This is a genomic window from Paraglaciecola marina (assembly GCF_004360155.1).
Taxonomy (GTDB): domain Bacteria; phylum Pseudomonadota; class Gammaproteobacteria; order Enterobacterales; family Alteromonadaceae; genus Paraglaciecola; species Paraglaciecola marina.
The window spans coordinates 291131-316193 of record NZ_SAIS01000004.1 but is presented as its reverse complement, the minus strand read 5'-3'; the positions used below and the strand labels follow the sequence as shown (position 1 = coordinate 316193).

Annotated in this window: 26 protein-coding genes; 18 read left to right on the top strand and 8 right to left on the bottom strand. The window is 40.0% G+C overall.

Features of this window, described 5'->3' with window-relative positions; translation table 11 throughout:
* Positions 1-53: 53 nt before the first annotated feature.
* Positions 54-437 (bottom strand): hypothetical protein, encoded by a 384-nt coding sequence (locus tag EOK74_RS10760; RefSeq protein WP_133470001.1) that lies wholly within the window; start codon positions 435-437, stop codon positions 54-56.
* Between the two features lie 217 nt (positions 438-654).
* Here EOK74_RS10760 and lexA point away from each other — a divergent pair, with 217 nt between their 5' ends.
* The 5 genes from lexA to EOK74_RS10735 all read left to right on the top strand — a co-directional run bounded on the left by lexA (position 655) and on the right by EOK74_RS10735 (position 5836).
* Positions 655-1278 carry a transcriptional repressor LexA gene (gene lexA, locus EOK74_RS10755; protein ID WP_133470000.1) on the top strand — a complete coding sequence of 208 codons (624 nt, stop codon included), beginning with the start codon at positions 655-657 and terminating at the stop codon, positions 1276-1278.
* 355 nt (positions 1279-1633) lie between these two features.
* A complete protein-coding gene (coxB, locus tag EOK74_RS10750; protein ID WP_133470041.1) occupies positions 1634-2743 on the top strand; it encodes a cytochrome c oxidase subunit II in 1110 nt (369 codons plus the stop codon).
* A gap of 11 nt (positions 2744-2754) precedes the next feature.
* Complete coding sequence (gene ctaD / locus EOK74_RS10745; protein WP_133469999.1) at positions 2755-4362, top strand: cytochrome c oxidase subunit I; 1608 nt, start codon at positions 2755-2757, stop codon at positions 4360-4362.
* 19 nt (positions 4363-4381) lie between these two features.
* On the top strand, positions 4382-4939 hold the full coding sequence (locus EOK74_RS10740) for a cytochrome c oxidase assembly protein (protein WP_133469998.1): 558 nt from the start codon (positions 4382-4384) through the stop codon (positions 4937-4939).
* Between the two features lie 18 nt (positions 4940-4957).
* The gene (locus EOK74_RS10735; protein WP_133469997.1) at positions 4958-5836 is read left to right on the top strand and encodes a cytochrome c oxidase subunit 3; all 879 of its coding nucleotides are present in this window, start codon (positions 4958-4960) and stop codon (positions 5834-5836) included.
* Positions 5837-5852: 16 nt separating this feature from the next.
* On the opposite strand, the gene EOK74_RS10730 is transcribed toward EOK74_RS10735, so the two are convergent.
* The gene (locus tag EOK74_RS10730) at positions 5853-6062 is read right to left on the bottom strand and encodes a DUF2909 domain-containing protein (RefSeq protein ID WP_133469996.1); all 210 of its coding nucleotides are present in this window, start codon (positions 6060-6062) and stop codon (positions 5853-5855) included.
* A gap of 32 nt (positions 6063-6094) precedes the next feature.
* Here EOK74_RS10730 and EOK74_RS10725 point away from each other — a divergent pair, with 32 nt between their 5' ends.
* Genes EOK74_RS10725 through EOK74_RS10700 form a run of 6 tightly spaced genes read left to right on the top strand, consistent with a single transcriptional unit; the run spans position 6095 to position 10620 of the window.
* Positions 6095-6826, top strand: a complete 732-nt coding sequence (locus EOK74_RS10725) for an SURF1 family protein (protein WP_239024084.1) — start codon at positions 6095-6097, stop codon at positions 6824-6826.
* Positions 6813-7382: a hypothetical protein gene (locus tag EOK74_RS10720; RefSeq protein WP_133469995.1), complete on the top strand. Its 570-nt coding sequence runs from the start codon at positions 6813-6815 to the stop codon at positions 7380-7382. The genes EOK74_RS10725 and EOK74_RS10720 overlap by 14 nt, the downstream gene beginning before the upstream one ends.
* Before the next feature lie 10 nt (positions 7383-7392).
* Entirely contained in the window at positions 7393-8370 is a 978-nt protein-coding gene (locus EOK74_RS10715) for a COX15/CtaA family protein (RefSeq protein WP_133469994.1), read from the top strand.
* 9 nt (positions 8371-8379) lie between these two features.
* Positions 8380-9291, top strand: a complete 912-nt coding sequence (gene cyoE, locus EOK74_RS10710) for a heme o synthase (RefSeq protein WP_133469993.1) — start codon at positions 8380-8382, stop codon at positions 9289-9291.
* 20 nt (positions 9292-9311) lie between these two features.
* Positions 9312-9959, top strand: a complete 648-nt coding sequence (locus tag EOK74_RS10705) for an SCO family protein (RefSeq protein ID WP_133469992.1) — start codon at positions 9312-9314, stop codon at positions 9957-9959.
* A 37-nt stretch (positions 9960-9996) separates the two neighbouring features.
* The gene (locus EOK74_RS10700) at positions 9997-10620 is read left to right on the top strand and encodes a GNAT family N-acetyltransferase (RefSeq protein WP_133469991.1); all 624 of its coding nucleotides are present in this window, start codon (positions 9997-9999) and stop codon (positions 10618-10620) included.
* Here the strand turns inward: EOK74_RS10700 and EOK74_RS10695 are convergent.
* Positions 10617-11660 (bottom strand): polysaccharide deacetylase family protein, encoded by a 1044-nt coding sequence (locus tag EOK74_RS10695; RefSeq protein WP_133469990.1) that lies wholly within the window; start codon positions 11658-11660, stop codon positions 10617-10619. The genes EOK74_RS10700 and EOK74_RS10695 overlap by 4 nt on opposite strands.
* Before the next feature lie 101 nt (positions 11661-11761).
* On the opposite strand from EOK74_RS10695, the gene EOK74_RS10690 reads away from it, so the two are divergent.
* Entirely contained in the window at positions 11762-13036 is a 1275-nt protein-coding gene (locus tag EOK74_RS10690) for an MATE family efflux transporter (protein WP_133469989.1), read from the top strand.
* A 242-nt stretch (positions 13037-13278) separates the two neighbouring features.
* On the opposite strand, the gene nfuA is transcribed toward EOK74_RS10690, so the two are convergent.
* Positions 13279-13857, bottom strand: coding sequence for a Fe-S biogenesis protein NfuA (gene nfuA, locus EOK74_RS10685; protein WP_133469988.1), 579 nt, complete (start codon positions 13855-13857; stop codon positions 13279-13281).
* A gap of 149 nt (positions 13858-14006) precedes the next feature.
* Between nfuA and EOK74_RS10680 the strand changes: the two genes are divergently transcribed.
* Positions 14007-16553 (top strand): M14 metallopeptidase family protein, encoded by a 2547-nt coding sequence (locus EOK74_RS10680; RefSeq protein WP_133469987.1) that lies wholly within the window; start codon positions 14007-14009, stop codon positions 16551-16553.
* On the opposite strand, the gene EOK74_RS10675 is transcribed toward EOK74_RS10680, so the two are convergent.
* Positions 16534-17208, bottom strand: a complete 675-nt coding sequence (locus tag EOK74_RS10675; RefSeq protein ID WP_133469986.1) for a ComF family protein — start codon at positions 17206-17208, stop codon at positions 16534-16536. The two genes, EOK74_RS10680 and EOK74_RS10675, sit on opposite strands and share 20 nt — an antisense overlap.
* A gap of 98 nt (positions 17209-17306) precedes the next feature.
* On the opposite strand from EOK74_RS10675, the gene bioH reads away from it, so the two are divergent.
* The 3 genes from bioH (at position 17307) to EOK74_RS10660 (ending at position 19513) form a co-directional block, all read left to right on the top strand.
* A complete protein-coding gene (bioH, locus tag EOK74_RS10670; protein WP_133469985.1) occupies positions 17307-18077 on the top strand; it encodes a pimeloyl-ACP methyl ester esterase BioH in 771 nt (256 codons plus the stop codon).
* Between the two features lie 134 nt (positions 18078-18211).
* Positions 18212-18535, top strand: a complete 324-nt coding sequence (locus EOK74_RS10665; protein ID WP_133469984.1) for a hypothetical protein — start codon at positions 18212-18214, stop codon at positions 18533-18535.
* Positions 18536-18550: 15 nt separating this feature from the next.
* Positions 18551-19513, top strand: a complete 963-nt coding sequence (locus EOK74_RS10660; RefSeq protein ID WP_133469983.1) for a putative metalloprotease CJM1_0395 family protein — start codon at positions 18551-18553, stop codon at positions 19511-19513.
* Between the two features lie 70 nt (positions 19514-19583).
* On the opposite strand, the gene EOK74_RS10655 is transcribed toward EOK74_RS10660, so the two are convergent.
* The 3 genes from EOK74_RS10655 to fkpA form a co-directional block, all read right to left on the bottom strand.
* Positions 19584-21896 (bottom strand): Tex family protein, encoded by a 2313-nt coding sequence (locus tag EOK74_RS10655; protein ID WP_133469982.1) that lies wholly within the window; start codon positions 21894-21896, stop codon positions 19584-19586.
* 144 nt (positions 21897-22040) lie between these two features.
* Positions 22041-22532 carry a transcription elongation factor GreB gene (greB, locus tag EOK74_RS10650; protein WP_133469981.1) on the bottom strand — a complete coding sequence of 164 codons (492 nt, stop codon included), beginning with the start codon at positions 22530-22532 and terminating at the stop codon, positions 22041-22043.
* Positions 22533-23034: 502 nt separating this feature from the next.
* On the bottom strand, positions 23035-23781 hold the full coding sequence (gene fkpA / locus EOK74_RS10645) for an FKBP-type peptidyl-prolyl cis-trans isomerase (protein ID WP_133469980.1): 747 nt from the start codon (positions 23779-23781) through the stop codon (positions 23035-23037).
* A gap of 107 nt (positions 23782-23888) precedes the next feature.
* On the opposite strand from fkpA, the gene EOK74_RS10640 reads away from it, so the two are divergent.
* The gene (locus EOK74_RS10640; protein WP_133470039.1) at positions 23889-24848 is read left to right on the top strand and encodes a WD40 repeat domain-containing protein; all 960 of its coding nucleotides are present in this window, start codon (positions 23889-23891) and stop codon (positions 24846-24848) included.
* A complete protein-coding gene (locus EOK74_RS10635; RefSeq protein WP_133469979.1) occupies positions 24848-25060 on the top strand; it encodes a SlyX family protein in 213 nt (70 codons plus the stop codon). Before EOK74_RS10640 ends, EOK74_RS10635 begins: the two co-directional genes overlap by 1 nt.
* Positions 25061-25063 lie beyond the last annotated feature (3 nt).

Sequence of the window (25063 nt, the reverse complement as noted above, 5' to 3'; positions counted from 1 at the left end):
CCGTAAGTAATCACATTCCCTGTGTCTCGTAAATGATCAACGCCAGCTCTTCTTCAAAAATAAGAATCAAAAACTTGACTGCCGTTTCCGCACCGAGCATATATACCATAGGGGAGATTATATAAGCTTGCGTCCATGTCACCAGTATCTTCATATGGTCTTAAATTGTAATACTTCTCAGTGCCGTCTTCGTTAGTCACTCGAGCTCGGCAATATTCATCGCCTGTGTTATCTAGCGAAAAGTATGCATAGCCGTTCCACACTCCTCTTATAAACTTGACGTCACCCGCATAAGAGCTATCACTTTGATTCGGATAGTATACTTCCTCACCATTTTGCTCTGCCATTGCATCCCTAACGGCCCTTAAGTGGCCCAAAGAGCATGCCTGTAGTGTGGAAACTAGTACCACTATTAATAAAATCTGAATAATACGCATCGCCAGTTCCGATTGGTAATTGATTAAACGAAAAAAAGTTAAGTTGTAAACAGAACTTTATTAAAAAGTGTTTTTATTTTCGGTATTAAATATTTAACTTTGGTATGTATTCAAAACAGCTTTTAGCTGTTTGTTTAAACTATCAATGTAAAACAAATTTGAGGTTTTTAAATAACTGTATATACTCACACTAACTGTATAGATAAACAGGCTGGTTATGCGTCCATTAACGAAACGACAAGAAGAAGTTTTACAACTCATAAAAGATACTATGTTAGATACAGGTATGCCCCCCACCCGAGCTGAAATTGCCAGAAACCTTGGTTTTAAATCAGCCAATGCAGCTGAAGAGCATTTAAAAGCTTTGGCACGTAAAGGGGTTATCGAAATTTTACCGGGAACTTCTCGCGGTATAAAACTCAACACACCTATTGAAGACCAACTTGAAGATCTTGGTTTACCACTAATTGGTCAGGTTGCTGCTGGTGAGCCTATCTTAGCTCAAGAGCATGTTGAGGGGCATTATCAAGTTGATCCTAGTTTGTTTAAGCCCAGTGCTGATTTTTTATTGAGAGTAAACGGTATGAGTATGAAAGATATCGGTATTTTGGACGGTGATTTATTAGCCGTGCATCGCACTACTGATGTCCATAATGGTCAAGTTGTTGTGGCTCGTGTAGATGAAGATGTGACAGTAAAACGCCTAGAGAAAAAGGGCCGTGAAGTGTTACTGCATGCTGAGAACGATGACTTTGCGCCTATTAAAGTTGATTTGGCTAATCAACCTTTCAATATCGAAGGTATTGCTGTTGGTGTAATTCGTAACGCTGATTGGATGTAAATAAGCTATTTTGGCGCAATTGCCCAGGTTGCGCTTTTCTTTATCTTTTGTTTTCCTCGCTATAATTCTTTGATTCTATTGAGCAATATAAGTTTTTTAACATTTAATTGTTTAAAAAATAACCATTAGATTGTATTTTATACAAAAAAGCTAGACTAACCCCCATAAAGTAAGTCATTCTTAACACTCTCGTATCAAGATGTAACAATAAATTAACGTATTATTAACCATTGTTCCGCGTGATTTTTCGCTTCTAATGTTTTTTACAATGAATAAATAGAAATACGTTTCCTGTTTGTGAGGTGTCAAAGTGAAGAGAATTTTACCCAAGGCTGGAGTATTGCTGTCCTTGTTAATGACCACTCCAGTGTTTGCAGAAGCCACGGATAATATTGATCAATATCAGTTAAATATGACTAAAGGCGTGACTGATATCAGCGCTGAAGTTTATGACATGCATATGTTGATGTTCATTATATGTATCGTCATTGGTGCGGGCGTGTTTATCGCCATGTTTATATCTATGTATTTTCATCGCAAATCTAGAGGGGCTAAGCCCGCTAATTTTCACGAAAGTGTGAAGGTGGAAATAGCCTGGACGGTTATCCCTTTTATCATTTTAATTGCTATGGCAGTGCCAGCCATGAAGCTATTGATCGACATGGAAGATGCGAGTGAACCCGGTGTCACGGTTTTGGTAACGGGATCTCAGTGGAAATGGCATTACAAGTATATGGATAATGATGTGGAATATTATTCAAAAATGGCCACCCAAGCCGAACAAATATCAGGAAAATTTGAAAAAGGTGAAAACTATCTTCTTGAAGTTGATAGGCCTTTAGTTATCCCCACAGGTGAAAAGGTCCGGTTTTTAATTACTTCTGATGATGTTATCCACGCTTGGTGGGTACCAGATTTTGCAGTTAAACAAGATGCCAACCCCGGGTTTATTAATGATGCATGGGCGTTAGTTAACGACCCCGGTATTTATCGTGGCCAATGTGCTGAGTTATGCGGAAAAGACCACGGTTTTATGCCTATTGTTGTGATTGCAAAAGAGCCAACTGATTATAAGAACTGGATTACAGAGCAAGAAGATATTCAGTTAAAAGCAAAAGAAGAAGAGCAAAGATTACTGGCAATGAATATGACCATGGCTGAAGCTATGGAGCAAGGTGAAAAAATTTACAATGCCAACTGTGCCGCCTGCCACATGCCAAATGGTGAAGGGCTACAAGGGGTGTTCCCAGCCTTAAAAGGCAGTCAAATTGCTATTGCTGACCAGCCTAAACATATCAGTATTGTGCTCAATGGTGTATCTGGGACCGCCATGCAAGCTTACGCCAAGCAGTTAACCATGTCTGAATTGGCTGCTGTTATCACATACGAGCGTAATGCTTGGGGTAATAACACAGGTGACTTGGTGCAAGCTAAAGATATTAACGCCGCATTAAACGGACAATAGGAGAGGTGACCATGACTGCAACAACAAATGACACTCATCATGATGGCCCTCATGACGAAGAGCACCATGAACATCATATTCCAACAGGTATAAAGCGTTGGTTATATACCACTAACCATAAAGACATAGGTACTTTGTATCTGTGGTTTGCGTTTATTATGTTTCTAACCGGCGGCGCGATGGCTATGGTGATTCGCGCTGAATTATTTCAACCCGGTTTGCAAATTGTAGAGCCGAACTTTTTTAATCAGATGACCACTGTTCATGGTTTGATCATGGTGTTTGGAGCGGTTATGCCCGCTTTTACAGGTTTAGCTAACTGGTTGATCCCTATGATGATAGGGGCGCCAGATATGGCTTTGCCTAGAATGAATAACTGGAGTTTTTGGATCTTGCCTTTTGCCTTTGCAATTTTGTTGTCTTCGTTATTTATGGAAGGTGGCGGACCTGCATTTGGTTGGACATTTTATGCACCTCTTTCAACCACTTACAGCAATGATGGCACCGCTTTGTTTGTATTTGCGGTGCATATTATGGGGGCGTCTTCGATTATGGGCGCAATCAATGTGATAGTTACAATCTGGAACATGCGGGCGCCGGGTATGACTTGGATGAAAATGCCCTTGTTTGTTTGGACTTGGCTGATTACTGCGTTTTTACTTATCGCCGTTATGCCTGTTTTAGCGGGTGCTGTAACTATGGTACTCACAGATAAGTTCTTTGGTACCAGCTTTTTTGATGCTGCTGGTGGTGGTGACCCTGTCATGTTCCAGCATATCTTTTGGTTCTTTGGGCACCCAGAAGTGTACATAATGATTTTGCCAGCCTTTGGCATTATTTCGCAGATCATTCCAACTTTTGCCAGAAAGCGTTTATTTGGTTATGCCTCTATGGTTTACGCCACAGCTTCTATTGCTTTGTTGTCATTCATTGTTTGGGCACATCATATGTTTACTACGGGTATGCCAGTGGCTGCCGAGCTGTTTTTTATGTTTGCTACTATGTTGATCTCGGTACCTACTGGGGTAAAAGTGTTTAACTGGGTTGCCACTATGTGGCGCGGCTCAATGACATTTGAAGTGCCTATGCTATTTGCCTTAGCCTTTATTGTGTTATTTACCATAGGGGGCTTGTCTGGCCTGATGTTGGCTATCACTCCAGTGGATTTTCAATACCATGATACCTATTTTGTGGTGGCTCATTTTCATTATGTATTAGTAACAGGTGCAATCTTTTCTATTATGGCGGCAGTGTATTATTGGCTACCTAAGTGGACTGGGAAAATGTTTGATATTGGCTTAGCTAAATGGCATTTCTGGTGTTCACTTATTTCAGTCAATGTGCTGTTTTTCCCTATGCATTTTGTAGGGTTGGCGGGCATGCCTAGGCGAATTCCTGATTACGCCTTACAGTTTGCCGATTTCAATAAATGGATAAGCATTGGTGGCTTTGCATTTGGTTTATCACAACTTATTTTCTTAGCCTTATTGATTAAAGCCTGTAAGAAAAAAGGTGAGCCTGTATCGGACCAGGTATGGGAAGGCGCTGAAGGGTTAGAGTGGGAAATCCCCTCTCCTGCACCTTATCACACCTTTGAAACTCCACCTGAAGTGAAGTAGACACAGTAGGGCAATTCCTATGGATAAGCAGCAAGCGCAACGCAAAAATAGCAAAATGGTAGTGAAGTTAATGGCTATCGTTCTGGGGATGTTTGGCTTTGGGTTTGCCTTAGTGCCGCTTTATGACGTGTTGTGTGATGCATTGGGGATAAACGGCAAAACATCCGAAGTAGCAGCGGTTTACGAGTCAGTTGAGGTAGATACAAGTCGGCTCATTACAGTGGATTTTATCACTCGTATAAATACAGGCATGCCCTGGGAATTTAAAGCCAAAACCAGACAAGTAAAAGTTCACCCGGGTGAAATGAGCCAAGTAAACTTCTATGTTCGAAACCCTACTAAGTCTTTAATTGTAGGGCAGGCTGTACCTTCTGTATCTCCTGGACCTGCAGCACTTTACATGAATAAAACAGAGTGTTTTTGTTTTGAGCAACAAACCTTACAGGCTGGAGAAGAAGTGCTCATGCCAATGAAGTTTTATGTTGACCCACAACTACCTAAAAATATTACTTATTTTACCGTTCAATACACCCTATACAACGTCACGGCTTCAGCAGAAGTTGTGGCGATGAATTAAGGGGTTAGGAGAGCAAAAATGTCAGAAAAATATGAAAAGTATTATGTACCAGCAGAAAGCCCTTGGCCATTTATGGGAGCTGTTGCTTTGTTTCTTATCGCCGTTGGTGCTGGAAATTTTGTAATTGAGACTACTCGAGATAAAGAAGGTTACGGCGGTTATATTTTGGCTGTAGGGTTAATAACCTTAGTGGTGATGTTATTTGGTTGGTTTAGAAATCAAATACATGAATCGATGAGTGGTATGTATAGCTCCCAATTAGGGCGTTCTTATCGGCAAGGGATGGCGTGGTTCATTTTTTCTGAAGTGATGTTTTTTGCGGCGTTTTTTGGGGCCTTATTTTACGCAAGAGTTATTGCGGTTCCATGGTTAGGTGGGGCGTCTAATAATGACATGACAGGTGAAGTCTTGTGGCCAACTTTTAATGCGATTTGGCCATTGATTGAAACGCCAGGTGGCATAAAAACAGAAGCTATGGGCTGGTATGGTTTACCTCTCATAAATACCATTATATTGATGGTTTCATCGGTAACTTGTCATATGGCTCATGTTGCCTTAGAAGAAAACAAACGAAAAAATCTAAAAATCTGGTTAAGCCTTACTGTGATTTTAGGTTGTATATTTTTAGCTCTGCAGGTTGAAGAGTATATCCACGCTTACACAGAAATGGGTCTTACTTTAGATGCAGGGATTTATGGCAACACTTTCTTTATGTTGACCGGGTTTCATGGGTTCCACGTAACACTAGGAACTGTCATTTTATTCATTATGTTACTTAGGGTCTTTAAAGGACATTTTACTCCAGACAACCACTTTGCTTTTCAGGCGGGTAGTTGGTATTGGCATTTTGTAGACGTGGTTTGGGTGATGTTATTTTTCTTTGTTTATATTTTATAAATTGATGAGGATATTTTTAATAGGGTGATGGGTTTGGTGTAATCAAACCTGTTGCCATAGCCACCAATATTAATAGGATAATAACTGCTGATATCATGACTCTGCGGCCAATGAATTTAGTCATTGAAGGTTGAGTCGGGTCGTTTTTTAACATGATCATCATGGCTTTAAATAGGTTGAACAACATAAACAACAGTAATGCGCCAATGAGAATTTTGATGATCATCCAATTACTCCTAAATATTGATTACTAAGGGTATGAAAAACTCTAAATTGAATTTTTTATCGGTAGCTAGCTTAGTAACATTCTTTGCAGTTGTCATTATGTTTACATTAGGTGTTTGGCAGATTCAAAGAGCACAGGAGAAAACTGACAGGTTGTTGTCAATTCAAGAAGCGGAAAATGCAGGTCAAATGACCTTACATAACCTGCTAAAGGATAACAGCAACAATATGCTAGATATGCCGATCTCCATGGAAGGTGAAACAGACCCCTTTAGGTACTTTTTAGTTGACAATAAAATTCACCAAGGTCGGGTTGGTTACCACGTTTTAGTTCCAATCAAAACTCTACAAGGTTGGGTACTGGCTAATTTTGGTTGGATTGCGGCGATGAATAGTCGCAATACTTTGCCCGCAGTAAAGCTGCATTCAGATTTAACAGAATATTTTGGCATGGTAGCCATCCCAACTAAAAACGTAATGGTACAAGAAACCGCAAAGCTCGATGGTGAGTGGCCAAAGCTTTTACAACAAGTGGACATAGAAATTATGCAGCAACATTTGCAACAGGATCTCTTACCTTTTGTGGTGCTATTAAACCAAGATCTAGAGTCCGGTTTTGAACGCCATTGGCAAAGGGTCGTGATGCCACCAGAAAAGCACCTTGCCTATGCAGCGCAGTGGTTTTTATTAGCGATTGCTGCAGTTGTAATATTTGTAGTGGCACATCGCAAAAAGCAACAAAGGAATACCTATGAGTCCCGTTAAAAAATCAACTAACAAAAGTACTATTTTTATCTTTATAACAGCTTTTATATTGCCGGTTATTTTAGCGAAAGTAGCTTTAGACAATAACTGGTTTAATCAAGCTGCAACAAATAAAGGTGAGTTAATTCAACCAGCTCTTGATATGACTAGCTTACAAGGCGGCTCTAAAGAGCCTAAATGGAAGTTACTCTATGTGTTACCAGAGCAATGCAAAGAAGCATGCGAAAATGCCTTGTATAGCGTAGCTCAGGTTCATAGCGCTTTAGGAAAAGAAAGTGATCGAGCTGAAGTGGTGGTGCTGGCCTATGACCAAAGTGATAGCGAGCAACTTGCATTGATAAAAGAGCAGCCTAATTATCGTTTACTAAATACTAACTTAGACAGCTTAAATCAAGTGTTTGATGGTGCTAGTACTCAAGGTGTTTTTATAGTTGATACTTTAAACAATATTATTTTGCGTTACCCCTTATACATTAACCCTGAAGATGCCATTTTACATAGTCGCGATATATTGTCTGACATGCGTAAAGTACTTAAGTTATCTCGCATTGGGTAAAGGAAAGGTGATGAAAAAGCTAGTAGTTGTGAGTATATTTTTAGCTTTAGTTGTTATTGTCTTAGGGGCCTATGCTCGTCTTACTGATGCCGGCTTAGGTTGTCCTGATTGGCCAGGGTGTTATGGGCACTTGAGCTTTAGTCAAACCACAAAAAACATAGAGATAGCTCAACAAGCCTTTCCCGATAGGCCATTTGAAAAACACAAAGCTTGGAATGAAATGATCCACCGCTACTTTGCAAGTGGCCTTGGTTTTATGATTTTGGTTATTTTTGTGACAAGCTTATTTAAAAGAGCTGAAAACGCCCCCGTTAAACTCCCATTTTTCCTGTTGTGCTTAGTGTGTTTTCAGGGTGCTCTGGGAATGTGGACTGTGACTTTAAACTTGTTGCCGATTGTCGTCATGGGGCATTTGTTAGGAGGGTTTACCTTACTTTCGGCTTTATTCTTACTATATTTAAAACTTAGCTCTTATCGAATACCTGGTGGTGACCATAGTGTTAAAGAGTTTCGAAAGTTTACTATTTTTGGGATTGCGATTGTAACAGTTCAAATTGCTTTAGGGGGCTGGACGTCAGCCAACTATGCAGCTTTAGCTTGTACTGAACTTCCAATATGTGAACAAGGCTGGCTACAACGGCTGGATTTTTCAGGAGCTTTTAGCATTCCTGATGTAGAAAATTATGAGTATGGTGCTCATGATTATAATGAGCGAATGACTATGCACATAATGCATAGAGTCGGCGCCCTAATTACCTTTATATACCTGTGCTGGTTAGGCATGCGTTTGTTTGCATTGGCCAGCTCTAAATTAATTAAACGGTTATCAGCAATAATGGTAGTAGTGTTAGGGGCACAAGTTATTTTAGGTGTGAGCAATGTGGTATTTAGTTTACCTGTGGTTATAGCGGTAATGCATAATGCAATGGCTGCATGTTTGTTACTGTCATTAGTGGCCATCGCATACACCTTATATCGAAAAATATAGGAGAAGGTTATGAGTAAAGTTATGACTGTGGCACAGCGAACTATCACATTTAATTTTTATGCTACATGTAAAGATTATTACGAAATGACTAAGCCTAAGGTTGTTTTACTACTGTTGTTAACTGCTTTGGTAGGTATGTGTTTAGCATCTGAAAGCTGGATTGAATGGCAGGTATTTACTGCAGGGTTATTAGGTATTGGCTTTTTGTCTTCTGCGGCAGCAGTGGTTAACCATGTAGTGGATCGTAAAATAGATAGTCAAATGGCTCGAACCTTCAATCGCCCTGTAGTTAAAGGAAAAGTTACACCCCAAAAAGCGTTGGTTTTTGCAGCTCTACTTACAATCGTGGGTTACGTTATTCTTGAGTTTTGGGTGAACCGTTTAACTGCAGTGTTAACTTTAGCTGGATTACTTGGTTATGCTGTTGTTTACACTATGTATTTAAAAAGGGCGACGCCACAAAATATTGTTATTGGGGGCTTAGCTGGAGCTATTCCACCTTTACTTGGGTGGACTGCAGTCACTGGGGAAGTGCATGCCAATGCTTTGTTGTTAGTTTTAATTGTATTTACTTGGACCCCCCCGCACTTTTGGGCTTTAGCTATCCATCGTGAAAAAGATTACGCCCGAGCTCAGGTTCCTATGTTACCTGTTACCCATGGAATTGAGTTTACGAAAACCTCTATATTGCTATATACGGTTTTATTGAGTGTAGTGTGTATGTTGCCCTACCTAATAGGTATGACAGGTATAATTTACTTGATAGGTTCGATAGTGTTAAATGCGGCATTTTTGTATTACGCTTGGAAACTGAAGTTCGACGCTAATGATAAAACTGCTATGGATACTTTTAGATTTTCTATCATTCACTTAATGGTATTGTTTGTAGTGTTATTAGTGGACCATTATGTACAATTTTAAAAATAGAGTAAGTTATAAAAATGAGTAAAGTTCAAGCAGGAGTGGTTGCCTTAGTTGCTTTGATAGTGGGGTTGGTTGCTTCTGTTTATATAGCACCACCACAAGTAGGGCCTCAAACCCAACATGTTAGTTTGTATCCCCAAGCTCGAGTATTGCCTGACTTTGAATTAGTGGCAAATGATGGTCAAAAAGTGACACCACTCACATTAAAGAATCACTGGAGTTTAGTGTTTGTAGGTTATACTTATTGCCCTGATATCTGCCCAACTACTCTGGCAGAATTAAAAGGTATTTATCCTGAGTTGCAAAAAATTCCTACCGATAACCCAATTCAAGTCATGTTTATTTCAGTAGATCCTAAACGCGACTCCACTGAAAGGTTAAATGAATATATTAACTTTTTTAATCCTGATTTTATTGCAGCTAGCGCCGAGCATGTGCAACTGTTTCCTTTAGTAAGAGCAATGGGGATGATGTATTCAATGTCAGAAAGTACCGACAACCCTAATTACTTAGTGGACCATAGCTCTTCTGTTGTGGTGGTAAATCCAGAGGCGCAAGTCATAGGACGATTTAAACCAGACTTTGAAGTGGGGAAATTACCTATTAGCGAAGGCCAAAAAATTCTAGAAGATATGCCCGCTATTATTGCTAGAGCCCAGTCCTGACTATGGGGTGTAAGGGTAGCCTAAGAAAACATAATAAGTGAACATTAGACGAGCTAGGCAATCTGATGCGCTAGCGTTAGCGCCCCTTATTCTTGCTTCTGGTCCTGAAACTCTTGCTGCTATCTTAGATATTAATACCGACCTAACCGCTTTAAAATTTTTATCTAAAAGTTTAACTGAGCCGGAGGGGCAATATGGTTACCTTAATCATTGGGTTGCTGTGGCTAATCTAGAAACGGTAGCTTGTGTCTCAACTTGGCATAACAAACTCAGTGCAGCTTTTCACCAAGCCACCCTTAGTAGTTTACTTGAGTTTTATGGGACCTCCCATGTTCATAATATTCTTCGCAATAGTTTAATTACCCAAGATTGTATTCCCAAGCCAGCTGCAAATGAATGGTGTGTTGGTCACTTATCTGTGACACCTAAACATCAAGGCCAAGGTTATGGAAAAGCGTTATTAGATTTCGTTGAGCAGCAAGCTGTAAATGCCAAAAAGACTTTTTTAAGTCTAGATGTGGCGGTTAATAATACCCAAGCTTTAGCGTTCTATGAGCGTCAGGGCTTTGCAAAAAGCACAGGGTCTGGTGTTACACAGCGTATGCTTGATTTAGGTATTGGTGCACATTGGCATTTGCTAAAGGAATTAAAGGTTTCTTAGTCTATCCATTTTCCATCTGTTGTAGCCATAAAAAACGGCTGTGAGAACCAGTAGTATCTTGAGTTGTATTTTTTACTAGGGGCAGTGCAATTTATTCTATGCCTACCTGCTGTACTTATTGGGTTAAGGGTTAAACGTATTTGTTTACCTATTACCTTTTTAGGCACTACTTCATTGCTTTGAAAGCAATTAATCTGCTGTGAGTTTAGATCTGCATCGTCTATATTAAATGTTAGGCTTTGTGGTGCTGAGATAATAACTGGATCATCAGGATTTACGTTAGAAACCGGCATAGCTAAGCTATTTAATTTGGCCTTTAGGGTTTTGATATTGCTGTAAATGCCTGCAGCAGGGAATCGTGGCAAGGCTGAAAAGTCACTATAAGAGGCAATCGCGCCACTATGTTGAGCAAAGCTTATATACCCTAATTCTGTTAACCGATTTTTAAGTTTGTTGTTGAACTCGCCATAAGGATAGGCAAAGTATTTCAGGCTATAGCCTAGTTTTTCAGTTAATTGTTGCTCAGCTTGCTGCACGTCTTGGACTGATCGTTGTAGCCAACTGTCCTCATACTCGTTGGCAGCACGTGTCAGCATATGGCTATGGTGATTACTATGGTTAGCAAAACTAACACCTTGTGTTGTCATCTCTATTACCTGCTCCCAATCTAGCTGATAATGGGCCTTGCCGATTAGTGGTGGGTTCACAAATATGGTGTAAGGAAACTTAAATTCTTGCATGATTGGGTGGGCATTATCGTAAATATTCTCGTATCCATCATCAAATGTAATGGCCACTGCTTTATCGGGTAATGGTTGATTATTTTGTAGGCTCTCTACAACCTGCTGTAGTGGCAACACTGTATGGTGTTTGTGTAAATAACTCATGTGCTCTCGGAAAGTCTCTGGTGAGACAGAGGTCACCGGTGGTGTAGAGGTACTTACATGGTGATACACCAAAATGACTGCGTTATCATTAGCCCATAACTGTATGCTAAACAAAGTGAATGTTATGCTGATTAAGAATGATCTTATGTCCATAAATGGGCCCGCAATAAAATGGTGTAAAAATTAAAGCACGTATTCTATCAAACTTCTGGAAGTTCAGCCTGCATAAGCAGATTTTGCTTATCGCATTTCCAATGATCCTTAGCAATATCACTACACCTTTAATGGGATTGGTAGATACGGCCGTTTTAGGTCATATGTCGGGTAGCTATTTTTTAGCTGGCGCGTCGGTTGCCACTTTGTTGATTACCCAAATTTATTGGGTATGTGGTTTTTTGCGAATGACCAGTACTGGTTTGAGTGCACAGGCTAAAGGCACTGCTAAAGTATCTCAAATTAACCAATCTTTGTTTCAAAGTATCTTGATTGGGCTGCTATTAGGGCTAGGAATACTTGTGTTACAGGATGTAATTTTGAGCTTAGGTTTGCGTTTCTCAGAGACAACCGAGCTAGTTGAACAAGCTATGACCGATTACTTTAAAGCGCGCATTTGGGGTGCCCCTGCCGCTATGTTAAACCTTGCATTAGTGGGCTGGATGATAGGTCAACAACAAACCAAACAAGTATTGGCAATTCAAGTGGCCGGTAATCTAATCAATGTGGCGCTGAGTTTATGTTTTGTGTTTGTATTTGGTTGGGGGGTTGAAGGCGTGGCATTAGCAACTGTTGCCAGTGAATACACCATCACCGTAGCAAGTTTATGGTTGGCCACAAAAAAATTACATAAATTGGAGTTCGATAAACACTGGTTAACTTTTTCACAGTTGAAGCCCTTACTACATTTAAATGGTAATACATTTTTTCGAAACTTAGCGTTACAGACCTGTATTGCATTTTTGATTTTTAAAGGAGTAGGGTTCAGCCCTACCAATGCTGCTATTAATGCCATTCTTATGCAGTTTTTTACGCTTATCGCCTTGGGGTTAGACGGTGTTGCCTTTGCGGCAGAAGCATTAGTGGGTGAACAAAAAGGCCGTAGTTCAAGGGAAGGCATTAAGCAAGTTACTCTGCATGGATTAATTTGGTCTAGTTTGTTAGCGATTGCTTATAGTTTAGTTTTTATAGTGTTTGGAGAAAGAATTGTTAGTTTACTCACAGATCAAAAACAGCTGCAATTGGCTATTACAAATTACCATTGGTTTATTTTTAGTTTACCTATTATCGCCCATTGGTGCTTTTATTTTGATGGGGTCTTTGTTGGCTTAACCCGCGCAGTAGCGATGCGAAACAGTATGCTATTTTGTGCTTTGGTTGTGTACTTTCCGTCTTTTTATATTTTTTCAGAGTGGCAGAATCAAGGCTTATGGATTGCTATGGCTTTGTTTTTACTGGCAAGAGGTATGAGCCTAGGAGGTTACTTTATTTATCTTTATCGCTATGATTTTCAAAGTCAGCAGACGGTGGTTTAAAGCTGACAGTCATACGGTGAGCGAAAATACCAAGGTAGCCTTTTATGGCGTATAGGCAACCTATTGCGAGAATTAATAAACCAGGTATTTGAATGAGAGCATTATATTTTGCCCCCACTAATATCAATACTGCCCCTACACAGAAAATCCCTAAACCCCGCTTAAACTCTGTCCAGCTTTTAGTGGGGTTTTTGGCTAGCTGTTGTAACCAGTTAATTGGGATATCCTTTGGTTAGGTGTTTTTAGTAATAAGAGTGTTCACCAGCTTGATGTTCTGTGGCATCTTTCACCGCGGTAAGCTCGCCGGGGAACTGATCTAGCATCTGTTTTTCAATACCGTCTTTTAAGGTGACGTCAACTTGTGCACAACCATTACAACCACCACCAAACTCCAGAATGGCTTCTTTGGCTTCAGTGATTTCAACTAACATAACTTTACCGCCGTGGCTGGCAAGTTGTGGGTTGATTTCAGACTCAATCATGTAAATCACACGCTCGTTTAATGGTGCGTCACTGTCGACTTTTCTGGCTTTCGCATTAGGCGCTTTAAGAGTCAGTTGTGAGCCCATCTGGTCAGTCACAAAATCGATTTCCGCTTCTTCAAGGAAAGGGGCGCTTTCTAAATCAACAACAGCATCAAAGCCGTTAAACTCTAAAACTGTATCTGAAGCTTCGATTGCATCTGGTGGACAGTACGATACTCCACACTCTGCACTGGGCGTGCCTGGATTGACCACAAATACACGGATATTGGTGTCTGGCTCTTGCTTCTCAAGTAGTTTGCCAAAATGGGCTTGAGCTGTATCAGAAATTGTAATCATTGATCAAATACCTTAAAAACATTAATGACTACAGGATAACAAAATTACTTGACTAAAACACTCGGGTAATAGCATTTCCTTATGTTAATTTTAACTAAAACGTGCGACCCTTTTCTAAAAACTTCTGCTTTTTCACCGGATCGAACTTTATGAATTTAATGCTGCGACTTTTCGCTTATTTCTTTTTAGTTATTAGTCACTACGGTTTTGCCGTCAGTGATAGTGCCTATTTACCTAGAGATACAGAGTATAATCCTAATATTACTTCACCCACACAAGCTTTGGGAGCCGAAGTAGGTGAATGGCATGTGCGTCATGATCAACTGGCAAATTATATGCAGTTACTGGCAGCTCAATCAGACAGGGTGAGTATTGTTGAAACAGGCCGAACCCATGAAAATAGACCGTTGTTTTTATTAGCATTTAGCTCTCCTGATAATCAGAAAAATCTAGCAGCTATACAAGCAAAGCACATGAAAAATCTAGGAAAATCAGCAAATGAAAATGATCCACTCATTCTTTGGATGGGGTACAGTGTTCATGGCAATGAGGCTTCAGGAAGCAATGCAGCATTGTTGGTGGCTTATTATTTAGCGGCTGGCGAAAGTCAAAAAATAGATGACTTATTAAATAATAACGTGGTGTTATTAGACCCAAGCCTTAACCCTGATGGCTTGTCTCGTTTTGCTCAATGGGCCAATATGCATAAAGGCAAAACCTTGGTGTCTGATCCACAAAATAGAGAACATCAAGAAGCTTGGCCATCAGCAAGAACTAACCATTATTGGTTTGACTTAAATCGAGATTGGTTGTTGCTCACTCACCCTGAATCTAGAGCAAGAATTACCCAGTTTCATCAATGGCGTCCACACGTACTGACCGATTTTCATGAGATGGGATCAAACAGTACTTACTTTTTTCAGCCAGGTATCCCCTCCAGAAAAAGCCCATGGACACCTAGAAAAAACGTTGAGTTGACTGCCAAGCTAGGAGATTTTCATGCTGCAGCGTTAGATAATACTCAGCAGTTCTATTTTAGTGGTGAGTCTTACGATGATTTTTACTATGGTAAAGGCTCAACTTACCCTGATGCACATGGAAGTATTGGTATTTTGTTCGAGCAAGCCAGTAGTCGCGGTCATGTTCAAGATACTGTAAACGGAGAATTATCATTTTCTGACACCATTCAAAATCAAGTGACGACATCCTTATCTACTTTCGAGGGGGCATTAGCCAATAAGAAAGCCCTGTTAGATTATCAAATTGAGTTCGTTGAGCAGACAAATGACTTAGTGAAAGATGATGATTTGGCCGGCTATTTGTTGCAGGAAAAGCTCGATAATACCCGTCTCAATAAAATGTTATCAATATTGGCAGCCCATAAAATTGAGTATTGGCCACTAGCTAGAAATACCAAGGTAGATGAGCAAACTTTTGAAGCACAACACAGTTATTTTGTGCCACTGAATCAACCCCAATACCGTCTGATTAAGTCCTTGTTCTCGACTCGTAAAAGCTTTGACGATAATACCTTTTATGATGTTTCAAATTGGAATTTACCACTGGCATTTAATATTCAATATGTCGAAGTAGAGAGAGTCCCAAGAATCAATAAACAAAGTGCTTCTGCGTCGCAAGCTATTTTACCTAAGTTACAATCAAGCGCGTATGCCTATGCTTTTTCTTGGGATGATTATAATGCCCCTAAATTATTACAGCGATTACTTGCCAACAATGTAAAAGTTAAAGTGGCTGGTGCGGCCTTTTTTGCTAAAACAGATCAAGGTGGCACTAGTTTTTCTGCAGGTGCGGTTATTGTACCTATGGCATTAAAGCAACCCGATAATGTGATGACTATTATCGAACAACAAAAAGCAGGTTTGGGGATTTCGGTTCATTCTATTGTTTCAGGCTTAACCACACAGGGTATAGATTTAGGTAGCCGTAAAATGCTCAATATACGCCAACCTAAAGTATTATTAATTGGCGGAAAAGGCACATCACAATATGAAGTAGGTGAGGTATGGCATTATCTTGATCAGTACGTTGATATGCCTGTGACAATTACGGATGTATATGAACTTGATTCATTTAACCTAGAACCCTATACCCATATGATTTGGGTTCAGGGGGCATATAATAACCTTTCTGACGGAGTGACTTTAAATATTGATACCTGGCTTCGTAAGGGCGGAGTTCTGATTGGGCAAAAATCAGCGGCGACTTGGTTTTCAAACAAAAATTGGCTTCAAGTTGCAGTTAAAAGTGCTAGTGAGATTAACTCAGCATTTGCAACAGACGATTTAACCTATAAAGATAAAGAAAACTTATCAGCTAAGCAGCGTATTGCAGGTGCCGTTTTTGAAGCTCAATTAGATTTAAGCCACCCACTTGCTTTTGGTTATCACACTAAAACTTTACCTACTTTTCGTAATAGTACTTTAGTGTTTCGTCAACCCGCCAAACCCTTTATTTCAGTCGCCTCCTATCCTCAAACCCCTCTTATGGCGGGCTATACTGCCCAAGAAATACAAAACCAAATAGGTGGGAGCGCAGCTGTTGTAGCGCATAATGTTGGTAAAGGAAAGGTTATTGCCTTTGCTAATAATGTTAACTTCAGAGGTGTGTGGTATGGCACAAGTAGGTTACTGACTAATGCCATATTTATGTCTCAATTTATCGATTCTCAAGGGTAAGGCAGATACACCAAATGTCTATCTTTAGGTGGGGGTAGGCTGCTTTTAAGGTGTTGTAGGCATAATTCATTGTAGTACCTGTAGTAATCACATCATCAAATAAAGCGACATGTTGATATTGCATTAAGTTATTGTTGATACTTATTTTAAAAGCATGTTTTAAGTTTTGCCTACGTTTAGCTGCACTCAAGTTGGTTTGTGCATGTGTGGCTTTGTGACGGTACATAATTGATGTATTTAAAGGAATATTCGTTAGTTTATTAATGTGCTTAGCCAGCTCAATACTTTGGTTATACTTTCGCTGCAAATAACGATTTTTATGTAGTGGTATGGGTATTATGAGCTGGGGAAAGGTATTACTTTCTTTAATACAATGCTCAACAAATAAGGTCGCCAGTGCCTTGGCATTGGGTATATAAGCTGAAAATTTCAGCCCAGTCAGTAATTTTGAAAGTGGCCATTGATAATCGCCCAAGGCCACTAAATGGCTAAAACTCGCCTTTGTTAGTCCCTTTTTTACTTTAGGGAATAACATTAGATTGTATTCATATGCTGCCAGTTCAAATAAGGCTAAGTCTTCTTTACAATAGCCACAAATAAGCTGGGTGGATGATTGTTTGCATATTAAACAATCTTGCTCAAAGGTTGTGAACATTTTCTGGCCATCCTTGGTCGGTTTTTGCTTCACTTTGATATCGCTCAATAATTCTAAAAAGAGATTGCTGTTAACCCTCAATTAAGTGTAGAAGAAATATGTCGTTTAGTTTAAATGTCACAACAGTTGGGCAAGGTCACAATATTGCGTTTTTGCATGGTTGGGGGGTAAACAGTGGCGTATGGCAACCTTTGGTAGATATACTTGCTAACGATTACTGTATTACTACTATCGATCTTCCTGGGTACGGGCAGAACCATGAAAGGATGCCAGACCCATACAATATAAATAGCGTATCTCAAATGATTGCAGAACATTTACCTAACAACTGCATATTAGTGGGTTGGTCGTTAGGAGGCTTAATTGCGCAGCAAATCGCTTTTGATTATCCCGATAAATTGAAACAGTTGGTTCTAATATGTTCTAGTCCTAAGTTTTCAAAAAGCCCCGACTGGCCGGGCATAGATACTGATGTACTGGCACTCTTTGCCAGTCAATTGGCATTAGACTTTTCTAAAATGCTGGAGCGATTTTTAATGATTCAAGCCATGGGAAGTGAAAACGCTAAATTTGATGTAAAGACAATTAAGCAGAATGTGCAACAGTATCCGAATCCTTCCAAAAAGGCCTTAGTTGCCGGCTTGAATATGCTTGAAAATGTTGATTTAAGGGAGCAACTTAAACAGCTAAAAATGCCTTGCCAGTTGTTTTTAGGGCGCCTTGATAGTTTAGTTCCAATTAAAATAGCTGATTTAATTAATACATATTCGTACTTAGCTAATGTTGAGATTATTGCGAAGGCATCACACGCACCTTTTATTTCCGATACAGAGGATTTTGCTAAACGACTACGGGCAGTTTTAATTTGATAGCCTTAAGCAGGTATAACTGCTTAATATAATTACAATCCTTTTCATTTAAACATAGGCTAAGTAAATGCTTTCATTATTCTGCTAAATGATTAATAATTGCACAGTTAAGGTTGAATTGTGGGGACGCGCCTGTGAATGTAAGTAATAATATTAATTCTGCTATTGTCAGTGGTACTTTCGGTATTCAAACTGCTTCTGATAATATCACGGAAAATGCCTATAATTTGGCTAGCCTTTCGGTTCAGTCTGCCCCATCAAGTGATCCTCAAGAATTTTTAGCGAATGCTACTGTTAATCAGCTCAGCAGTGTTAAACAGCTTCTACCAGAGAGTACATCTGGGATAACTTCCGATTTAGTGGGCATGTCGATTAGTGCAAGTAATGCGGAAGCGTCAGCTAAGGTTCTAGATGTTGCCAATGGTACAGTTGGGACCCTACTCGATATTTTTGCGTAATTACACTTTAATACCATGAATATTATTCCGCCGGTTCCTACCCCTACAATTTTTAATGCAGGCACAGTTAATACTGAATCTGTCCGTAGGGATAATATTCAACGAGAAACCGTTCCAGCCATTAGTTCGGCTGAAAACTCTGCGGCAGAATCTGGTGTGGGGTCGGACGCTGACAAAGTCAAAACGCCAGGGCAAGCTCCACAACCACTTACCTATGAAAAACCGACCCCTCAAGCCGGGCAACCACTCAATAATCAAAATGAATCTAACCAAGATAATGGGCAAGATCAAAGTGCTGGCAAAGAAAGCGCAGAACAAAAGCAACAACAACAGGCAGATGAACAGCAAACTAAAGAGTTAAAAGAACGAGATGCTGAGGTTCGAACCCATGAACAAGCTCATGCTTCTGTAGGGGGGCAATACGCGGGTTCGCCAAAGTATGAGTATGAAATTGGTCCAGACGGTAAGCAGTATGCGGTAAGTGGAGAGGTTTCTATAGATGTTTCTAAAGAGTCGACTCCTGAAGAAACTATACGTAAAGCCCAACAAGTTAAAGCCGCTGCGTTAGCGCCAGCAGAGCCAAGTGCTGCAGATTTGAGAGTAGCAGCAGAGGCCTCTCAAATTGCTCTTGAAGCCCGTACAGAAATTGCTTCTGAAAAATCTGAGCAGGCTCATGTCGCGTTTAGGGAGTCATCACCTAGCATTTCAGAAGAAAGTAACAGTAATATTTTTGAAGGGCCGGAGTTAGATGAAATTGTTGATGCTATCGATGAAGGACCTCATACTCGCGCTTTAGATAACAGCTCTGTTTTAGTCGACAATGAAAGTGGGCAGCAATCTTTTGAGTTTGTTCAAGATGCCGCTAATCAGGCTCTACAGAATAGAAGTTTAGAAATAATCCGTAGGGTGTCTGTGATTGAAAATTTTTATCAGCAGGTGAGTAATCCAAAAGGCGATAATTTACGCCAGTCAGCATAAAAATAAGCCCTCATGAAGAGGGCTCATTTGTTTTAGAGTTCTTAATATCTAAGACATTTATACGGAGGGATTATTTTTTAGCTTTAGCAAATGCATCTGCAAATGCGTTCCCCATCATTTGATTACTTTGCTTTGCGGGTTTAGATGATTGGTGACCGCCATTGGAACGCTGATTATTTTGTTTGGCTTTGGTGTGCTTAGGTTTGTTAGCCTGATTAGGGGTATCTCCCATACGCATAGTGAATGATACCCGCTTGCGATCTGCATCAACTTCCATCACTTTAACTTTTACGATATCACCGGTTTTTACAATCTCACGTGGGTCAGAAATAAACTTATCTGTCATCGCACTGATATGAACTAAACCGTCTTGATGTACGCCAACATCAACAAATGCGCCGAAGTTAGCCACATTACTCACTACGCCTTCCAAAATCATACCGACTTTCAAGTCTTTAAGAGAATGTACATCGTCTTTGAAGTTAGCTGTTTTAAACTCTGGGCGAGGATCTCGGCCTGGTTTGTCTAGCTCGTTAATGATGTCGGTAACTGTGGGTAAACCGAACTTGTCAGTGACAAAGGCTTCAGGTTGCAATTTTTTAAGGACATCTGAATTACCCACAATATCGTTTACCGCAATTGATGCATGTTCAATAATTGAATTTACCACAGGGTAAGCTTCTGGATGCACAGCAGAGGCGTCGAGTGGGTTATCGCCATCCATAATTCTTAAAAAACCTGCTGCTTGTTCGTAGGCTTTAGGCCCAAGCCTTTCTACCTTAAGCAAAGCTTTTCTATCTTTAAAAGCGCCACTTTGGTCACGGAACTGCACTATATTATTTGCTAAAGTACGATTTAAGCCAGAAACATGGCTAAGTAGTGCACTAGAGGCAGTATTGATATCCACACCTACGGCGTTTACGCAGTCTTCAATCACGGTATTTAGAGATTTACCTAGATTGCTTTGGCTGACGTCATGTTGATATTGTCCCACCCCAATGGCTTTAGGCTCTATTTTTACAAGCTCTGCAAGTGGGTCTTGTAAACGTCTAGCTATGGATACCGCGCCTCGCAGTGATACGTCCATATCTGGCAGTTCGTTCGATGCAAGCTCAGAGGCAGAATAAACCGAGGCCCCAGCTTCGCTTACTACAATTTTACTTACGCCAAGTTCTGGATTAGCTTTAATCATCTCTGCAACCAGCTTATCGGTTTCTCTTGAGCCAGTGCCATTGCCTATACTGATAAGTTGCACTTTATGCTGCTTGCATAAAGTGGCGATAGTGCGCAGTGATTTATCCCACTGATTTTGTGGTACATGGGGGAAAATAGTACTAGTCGCTAATACCTTGCCTGTTGCATCTACTATGGCTACTTTTACCCCTGTCCGTAAACCTGGATCTAAGCCCATAGTCACTTTAGGTCCAGCGGGTGCAGCCATTAAAAGGTCGTTTAAGTTTTTAGCAAATACGTTGATTGCATCTTGTTCGGCTTGCTCTCGTACTGCGCCAAATAGCTCGTTTTCCATGTGTAGTAAAATCTTCACACGCCAAGCCCACTGTACAACTGAGCCAAGCCATTTATCTGCTGGTTTATTAGCAAATTTTATATTGAAGTGCTCGGCTATGATTTGCTCACCGTAAGAGCTTCTATCGTTTTCGTCTTTTTCAGGATCGGCATCTAGGCTTACTTGCAGAATGCTTTCATTTCGCCCTCTGAACATGGCGAGTGCTCGATGAGAAGGAACCTTCTTCAATAACTCAGTGTGAGAAAAGTAATCTTTGTATTTGCTGCCTTCACTCTCTTTGCCTGCTACTAGCTGGCTCTTAATATGTGCATGCTTATTAAGGTACTGACGGACTTTTTGTAATAGCTGAGCATCTTCAGCAAACCGTTCCATTAGAATATATTTAGCACCATCTAAGGCTGCTTTAGTGTCTGCAATGGTATCTTTGTTTACAAAACTGTTGGCTTCGGTTTCAGGATCTAACTGTGGATCATTAAACAATTTGTCGGCTAAGGGTTCAAGCCCTGCTTCAATAGCTATTTGGCCTTTAGTACGACGCTTAGGTTTGAATGGCAGATAAATATCTTCTAGCTCGGTTTTGTTGTCAGCGGCGAGTAAGCTGGCTTCTAAAGCAGGTGTCATTTTTTCTTGGTCTTGAATCGATTTGATGATGACCTTTCTTCTATCTTCTAAGTCACGCAAATAGGTTAGGCGTTGTTCTAGCTTTCTTAAATCTGCGTCGTCTAGACCGTTGGTGGCTTCTTTTCTGTAACGAGCGATAAAGGGAACGGTAGAACCTTCATCTAACAAAGTTACGGCTGCTTTTACTTGTTGTACTTGCACCTGTAACTCTTGTGCGATTTTTTCCAATATCATATTTGATGACCCTAGTTGCCATTCATTTTTTATCTAGGCAACTATATAGGGTTTGAGTCGTCAAATTACTAGCAAAAAAACAAATAAAAATGAAAAATCAGGCTCTGCAAGGTACTTTAGTTAAGTAAACCTTAGTAACCATCATTAATTTTTATCAAAAGCCTCTTTATACTCAATGGAATTGATAAACCACTCTTTGGTTCCTGCTGGAGTTTTAACTTCAAACGCCTCATTAACACTCTTTTTAAGTAAGGCTCTTGCCATAGGTGAGTCGATCGATATAACGTCTTTTTCTTCGCCATAAATCTCTTCAGGCCCTACTATGCGAAAAAACATAATGTTGCCTTCTTCATTTTCAATCTCAACAAACGCACCAAAAAATACCTTGCCATCTTGTTGAGGTGAATGATGCACCACCTGTAATTCAGGAAGTAACTTTCGAAGGAAACGAACACGCCTGTCTATTTGTCGTAATAAACGTTTATTGTATTGATAATCTGCGTTTTCAGAACGGTCTCCTAGGCTTGCTGCCCATGTTACAACTTTGGTGATTTCTGGGCGCTGTTTAGTCCACAAGTACTCATGCTCATCATGGAGTTTTTTGTAGCCTTCAGGGGTAATTAATTTTGTTTTCAATTTGGTGGTGTTTACGTTAATTGATTCATTGCTAGTGATTTTCTAACGCTTTTGTCATTGCTACAAGAGGAATCGAGCAGTAGTTAAGTTCAGCTGTAAGTATCCTTAGTCAATATTCTTAAATTTGTAATATTAAGTTGTCATAAGTAGCGTTTTGTTAGCGCAATTTATTACAAGAAATGTTGTCTTTATAATTGGTATTAATGGATTGCTCGGCTAAGCTTTGAAGTAACAAATAGGGGTGGTTAGCAAGTAAATATTCAAGCTATCACGTAAAGTCAACTCCAACTTGAGGTAAGTTTAGTTATATCTAAAAGAATAGTTTTACAACCGACGAATAGTTGTTTTGATTCACCCGATTTAATCGGGATTAACGCTCTTTTTAAAGGGCAATAGTACTGAGGGAATAAGGTTTAGCAAGGAGATTAGCTAATATATCATTATGATAGTAGTAGGCCGAGCATGACAACATGTTCGGCTTTTTTATTAGGTACGCATTAGGTTAACCAGCTGGAGTAATTTCCAATAATTCCACTTCAAATATTAAGGTTGAATTGCCCGGTATTTTACCTGTAGTGCGAGCACCATAAGCTAATTCTGAAGGAATATAGAATTTAAATTTCGCTCCCTTTTTCATTAATTGTAATCCTTCAGTCCATCCTTTGATTACACGGCTTAAAGGAAAGCTAGCGGGGTTATTTCGAGCATAAGATGAGTCGAACTCTGTGCCGTTAAGTAAAGTACCTTTATATTGGACTTTAACAGTATCAGAGACGAGAGGTGAGCGACCTTCACCTTGCCTAAGTATTTCATACTGAAGTCCAGATTCTGTTTGAATAACTCCAGTACGTTCAGCATTTTCTGTTAGAAAGGCTAGCCCGGCAGCCTTGTTCTCTGCTGTTTGTTGTGCCCTAATCGCTTTGGTTTTTTCTCTCACTTGAGCATCTAATATTTGGTTTAGTGTTTTTACTTCTTTATCAGTTAACTGTGATTTACCCTGCATGCCAGCAATAAAACCTTGCACAAGTAATAAATGGTCTAGCTCAATTTCTACTGCTTTTTGTTTATTAAGCTTATCTTCTACAATTTGACCAATGCTGGCACCTAGCGCGTAAGAATGTTTTTCCAGATCTGACTCAAGGGGAAGAACTTCAACTTTTAACGGATCTTTGAGTGGTTTGGGCTGTGGCTGACATGCACTTAAGATGACAAAAGATAGCGTTAGCATGGTGAAAATAGACTTTTTCATTATAATTCTCGCAAATGTGAATGATTCGCTTAGGCCATGAGCATATACTATGTACCTCACTAGAAAAGAGAAATCCATTGAAGAAACTCCTTCCTAACCCAAGTGTTATGTTTGTCGTCATTATGTTGTTCATACTGGGTTGCAGTGGGACAAATGACACTCCTGTAAGTTCAGTTAGCCATGCTTCTGGTGGGTCTCATGCTGCCAACATTTCACCTGATAGCAGCCTTGCTGTGGTTTCGAGTATTGATAACGGTATTACGGTTTGGGATGTAACAAACAATAGCCAAAAATATGTGTGGCGTCATCAAGACGATGGTAATAATTCAGTGACCAATATCCATATTGCTTATGATAACTCTTATGTAGTGACTTCAGATAGAGAAGCCTTTGCTTTATGGAATATGGAAATTGGTGAGCCAGAGGGCTTTTGGCGCATAGATGAATCGAGCATAAGAGATGTTGCGGTGTCAAACCAAGGTCGTGGCATATTAGTGGGTCGTGGTAGTGGTAAAGTGATGTTTTTTGAGCCAAAAACTGGTCGCAGGTTAGAGTTTTTGGGTCATCAAGAAAAAATCAACAGTGTAGATATCTCACCTAATGGCTTTTATGCGTTAACTGGCGGTAACGATTATGTTGCTTACTTATGGGATACCCGTACCGCACAAGTTATTCATAAATTTGAACATTCTAGCCGTGTAACTGAAGTCGCACTTGATGATGAAGGTCGCTATGCTTTTACTGCAGATAGTAAACGAGCAGCTAGAATTTGGGACTTAACAACTGGTGAAGAGGTCAGCAGCTTAAAATACTTAGCGAGACAAAGAATATTCACCACTGCGATTTTTTCAGCAGATGGCAAATACCTATTAACAGGGTCTCCATCCAGAAGAATAAATCGTTGGGATGTCAAAACAGGGGAAGAATTAAACGAATGGCGCGTTACCCCCAGAGAAGGCAGTAAGCCTGCATCAGCAGTGGTGCATAGCGTTGGTTTTCTCAATGCGACTGAGATTATATCCGAAAGCAGTAATGGCAAATTAGAAAAGTGGAATACGGAAAATTAATGAGTATATTAGAAGCAGATATAGAACAATTACAAATGAAAGTGGCGTTTCAAGAAGACACCATAGAAAGCTTAAACCAAGCGTTAATTGAGCAGCAAAAACAAATAGACTCCCTGCAGTTTGCCCTCAAACGCCTAGACTCAAAAGTCAGTGCCATAGAGCCAAGCAATATGGCGTCAGAAAAAGAAGAAGCGCCACCTCCCCATTATTAACCC

Excerpts from the sequence above, each read along its gene's own strand:
- cyoE (WP_133469993.1), top strand. The coding sequence starts at position 8,380 with ATGAGTAAAGTTATGACTGTGGCACAGCGAACTATCACATTTAATTTT.
- EOK74_RS10690 (WP_133469989.1), top strand. The coding sequence starts at position 11,762 with ATGATCCTTAGCAATATCACTACACCTTTAATGGGATTGGTAGATACG.
- EOK74_RS10655 (WP_133469982.1), bottom strand. The coding sequence starts at position 21,896 with ATGATATTGGAAAAAATCGCACAAGAGTTACAGGTGCAAGTACAACAA.
- EOK74_RS10715 (WP_133469994.1), top strand. The coding sequence starts at position 7,393 with ATGAAAAAGCTAGTAGTTGTGAGTATATTTTTAGCTTTAGTTGTTATT.
- nfuA (WP_133469988.1), bottom strand. The coding sequence starts at position 13,857 with ATGATTACAATTTCTGATACAGCTCAAGCCCATTTTGGCAAACTACTT.
- EOK74_RS10705 (WP_133469992.1), top strand. The coding sequence starts at position 9,312 with ATGAGTAAAGTTCAAGCAGGAGTGGTTGCCTTAGTTGCTTTGATAGTG.
- EOK74_RS10660 (WP_133469983.1), top strand. The coding sequence starts at position 18,551 with ATGAATATTATTCCGCCGGTTCCTACCCCTACAATTTTTAATGCAGGC.
- ctaD (WP_133469999.1), top strand. The coding sequence starts at position 2,755 with ATGACTGCAACAACAAATGACACTCATCATGATGGCCCTCATGACGAA.
- EOK74_RS10675 (WP_133469986.1), bottom strand. The coding sequence starts at position 17,208 with ATGTTCACAACCTTTGAGCAAGATTGTTTAATATGCAAACAATCATCC.
- EOK74_RS10735 (WP_133469997.1), top strand. The coding sequence starts at position 4,958 with ATGTCAGAAAAATATGAAAAGTATTATGTACCAGCAGAAAGCCCTTGG.
- EOK74_RS10760 (WP_133470001.1), bottom strand. The coding sequence starts at position 437 with ATGCGTATTATTCAGATTTTATTAATAGTGGTACTAGTTTCCACACTA.
- EOK74_RS10730 (WP_133469996.1), bottom strand. The coding sequence starts at position 6,062 with ATGATCATCAAAATTCTCATTGGCGCATTACTGTTGTTTATGTTGTTC.
- EOK74_RS10725 (WP_239024084.1), top strand. The coding sequence starts at position 6,095 with ATGAAAAACTCTAAATTGAATTTTTTATCGGTAGCTAGCTTAGTAACA.
- lexA (WP_133470000.1), top strand. The coding sequence starts at position 655 with ATGCGTCCATTAACGAAACGACAAGAAGAAGTTTTACAACTCATAAAA.
- bioH (WP_133469985.1), top strand. The coding sequence starts at position 17,307 with ATGTCGTTTAGTTTAAATGTCACAACAGTTGGGCAAGGTCACAATATT.
- EOK74_RS10640 (WP_133470039.1), top strand. The coding sequence starts at position 23,889 with ATGTTTGTCGTCATTATGTTGTTCATACTGGGTTGCAGTGGGACAAAT.
- fkpA (WP_133469980.1), bottom strand. The coding sequence starts at position 23,781 with ATGAAAAAGTCTATTTTCACCATGCTAACGCTATCTTTTGTCATCTTA.
- EOK74_RS10720 (WP_133469995.1), top strand. The coding sequence starts at position 6,813 with ATGAGTCCCGTTAAAAAATCAACTAACAAAAGTACTATTTTTATCTTT.
- EOK74_RS10740 (WP_133469998.1), top strand. The coding sequence starts at position 4,382 with ATGGATAAGCAGCAAGCGCAACGCAAAAATAGCAAAATGGTAGTGAAG.
- coxB (WP_133470041.1), top strand. The coding sequence starts at position 1,634 with ATGACCACTCCAGTGTTTGCAGAAGCCACGGATAATATTGATCAATAT.
- EOK74_RS10680 (WP_133469987.1), top strand. The coding sequence starts at position 14,007 with ATGAATTTAATGCTGCGACTTTTCGCTTATTTCTTTTTAGTTATTAGT.
- EOK74_RS10695 (WP_133469990.1), bottom strand. The coding sequence starts at position 11,660 with ATGGACATAAGATCATTCTTAATCAGCATAACATTCACTTTGTTTAGC.
- EOK74_RS10635 (WP_133469979.1), top strand. The coding sequence starts at position 24,848 with ATGAGTATATTAGAAGCAGATATAGAACAATTACAAATGAAAGTGGCG.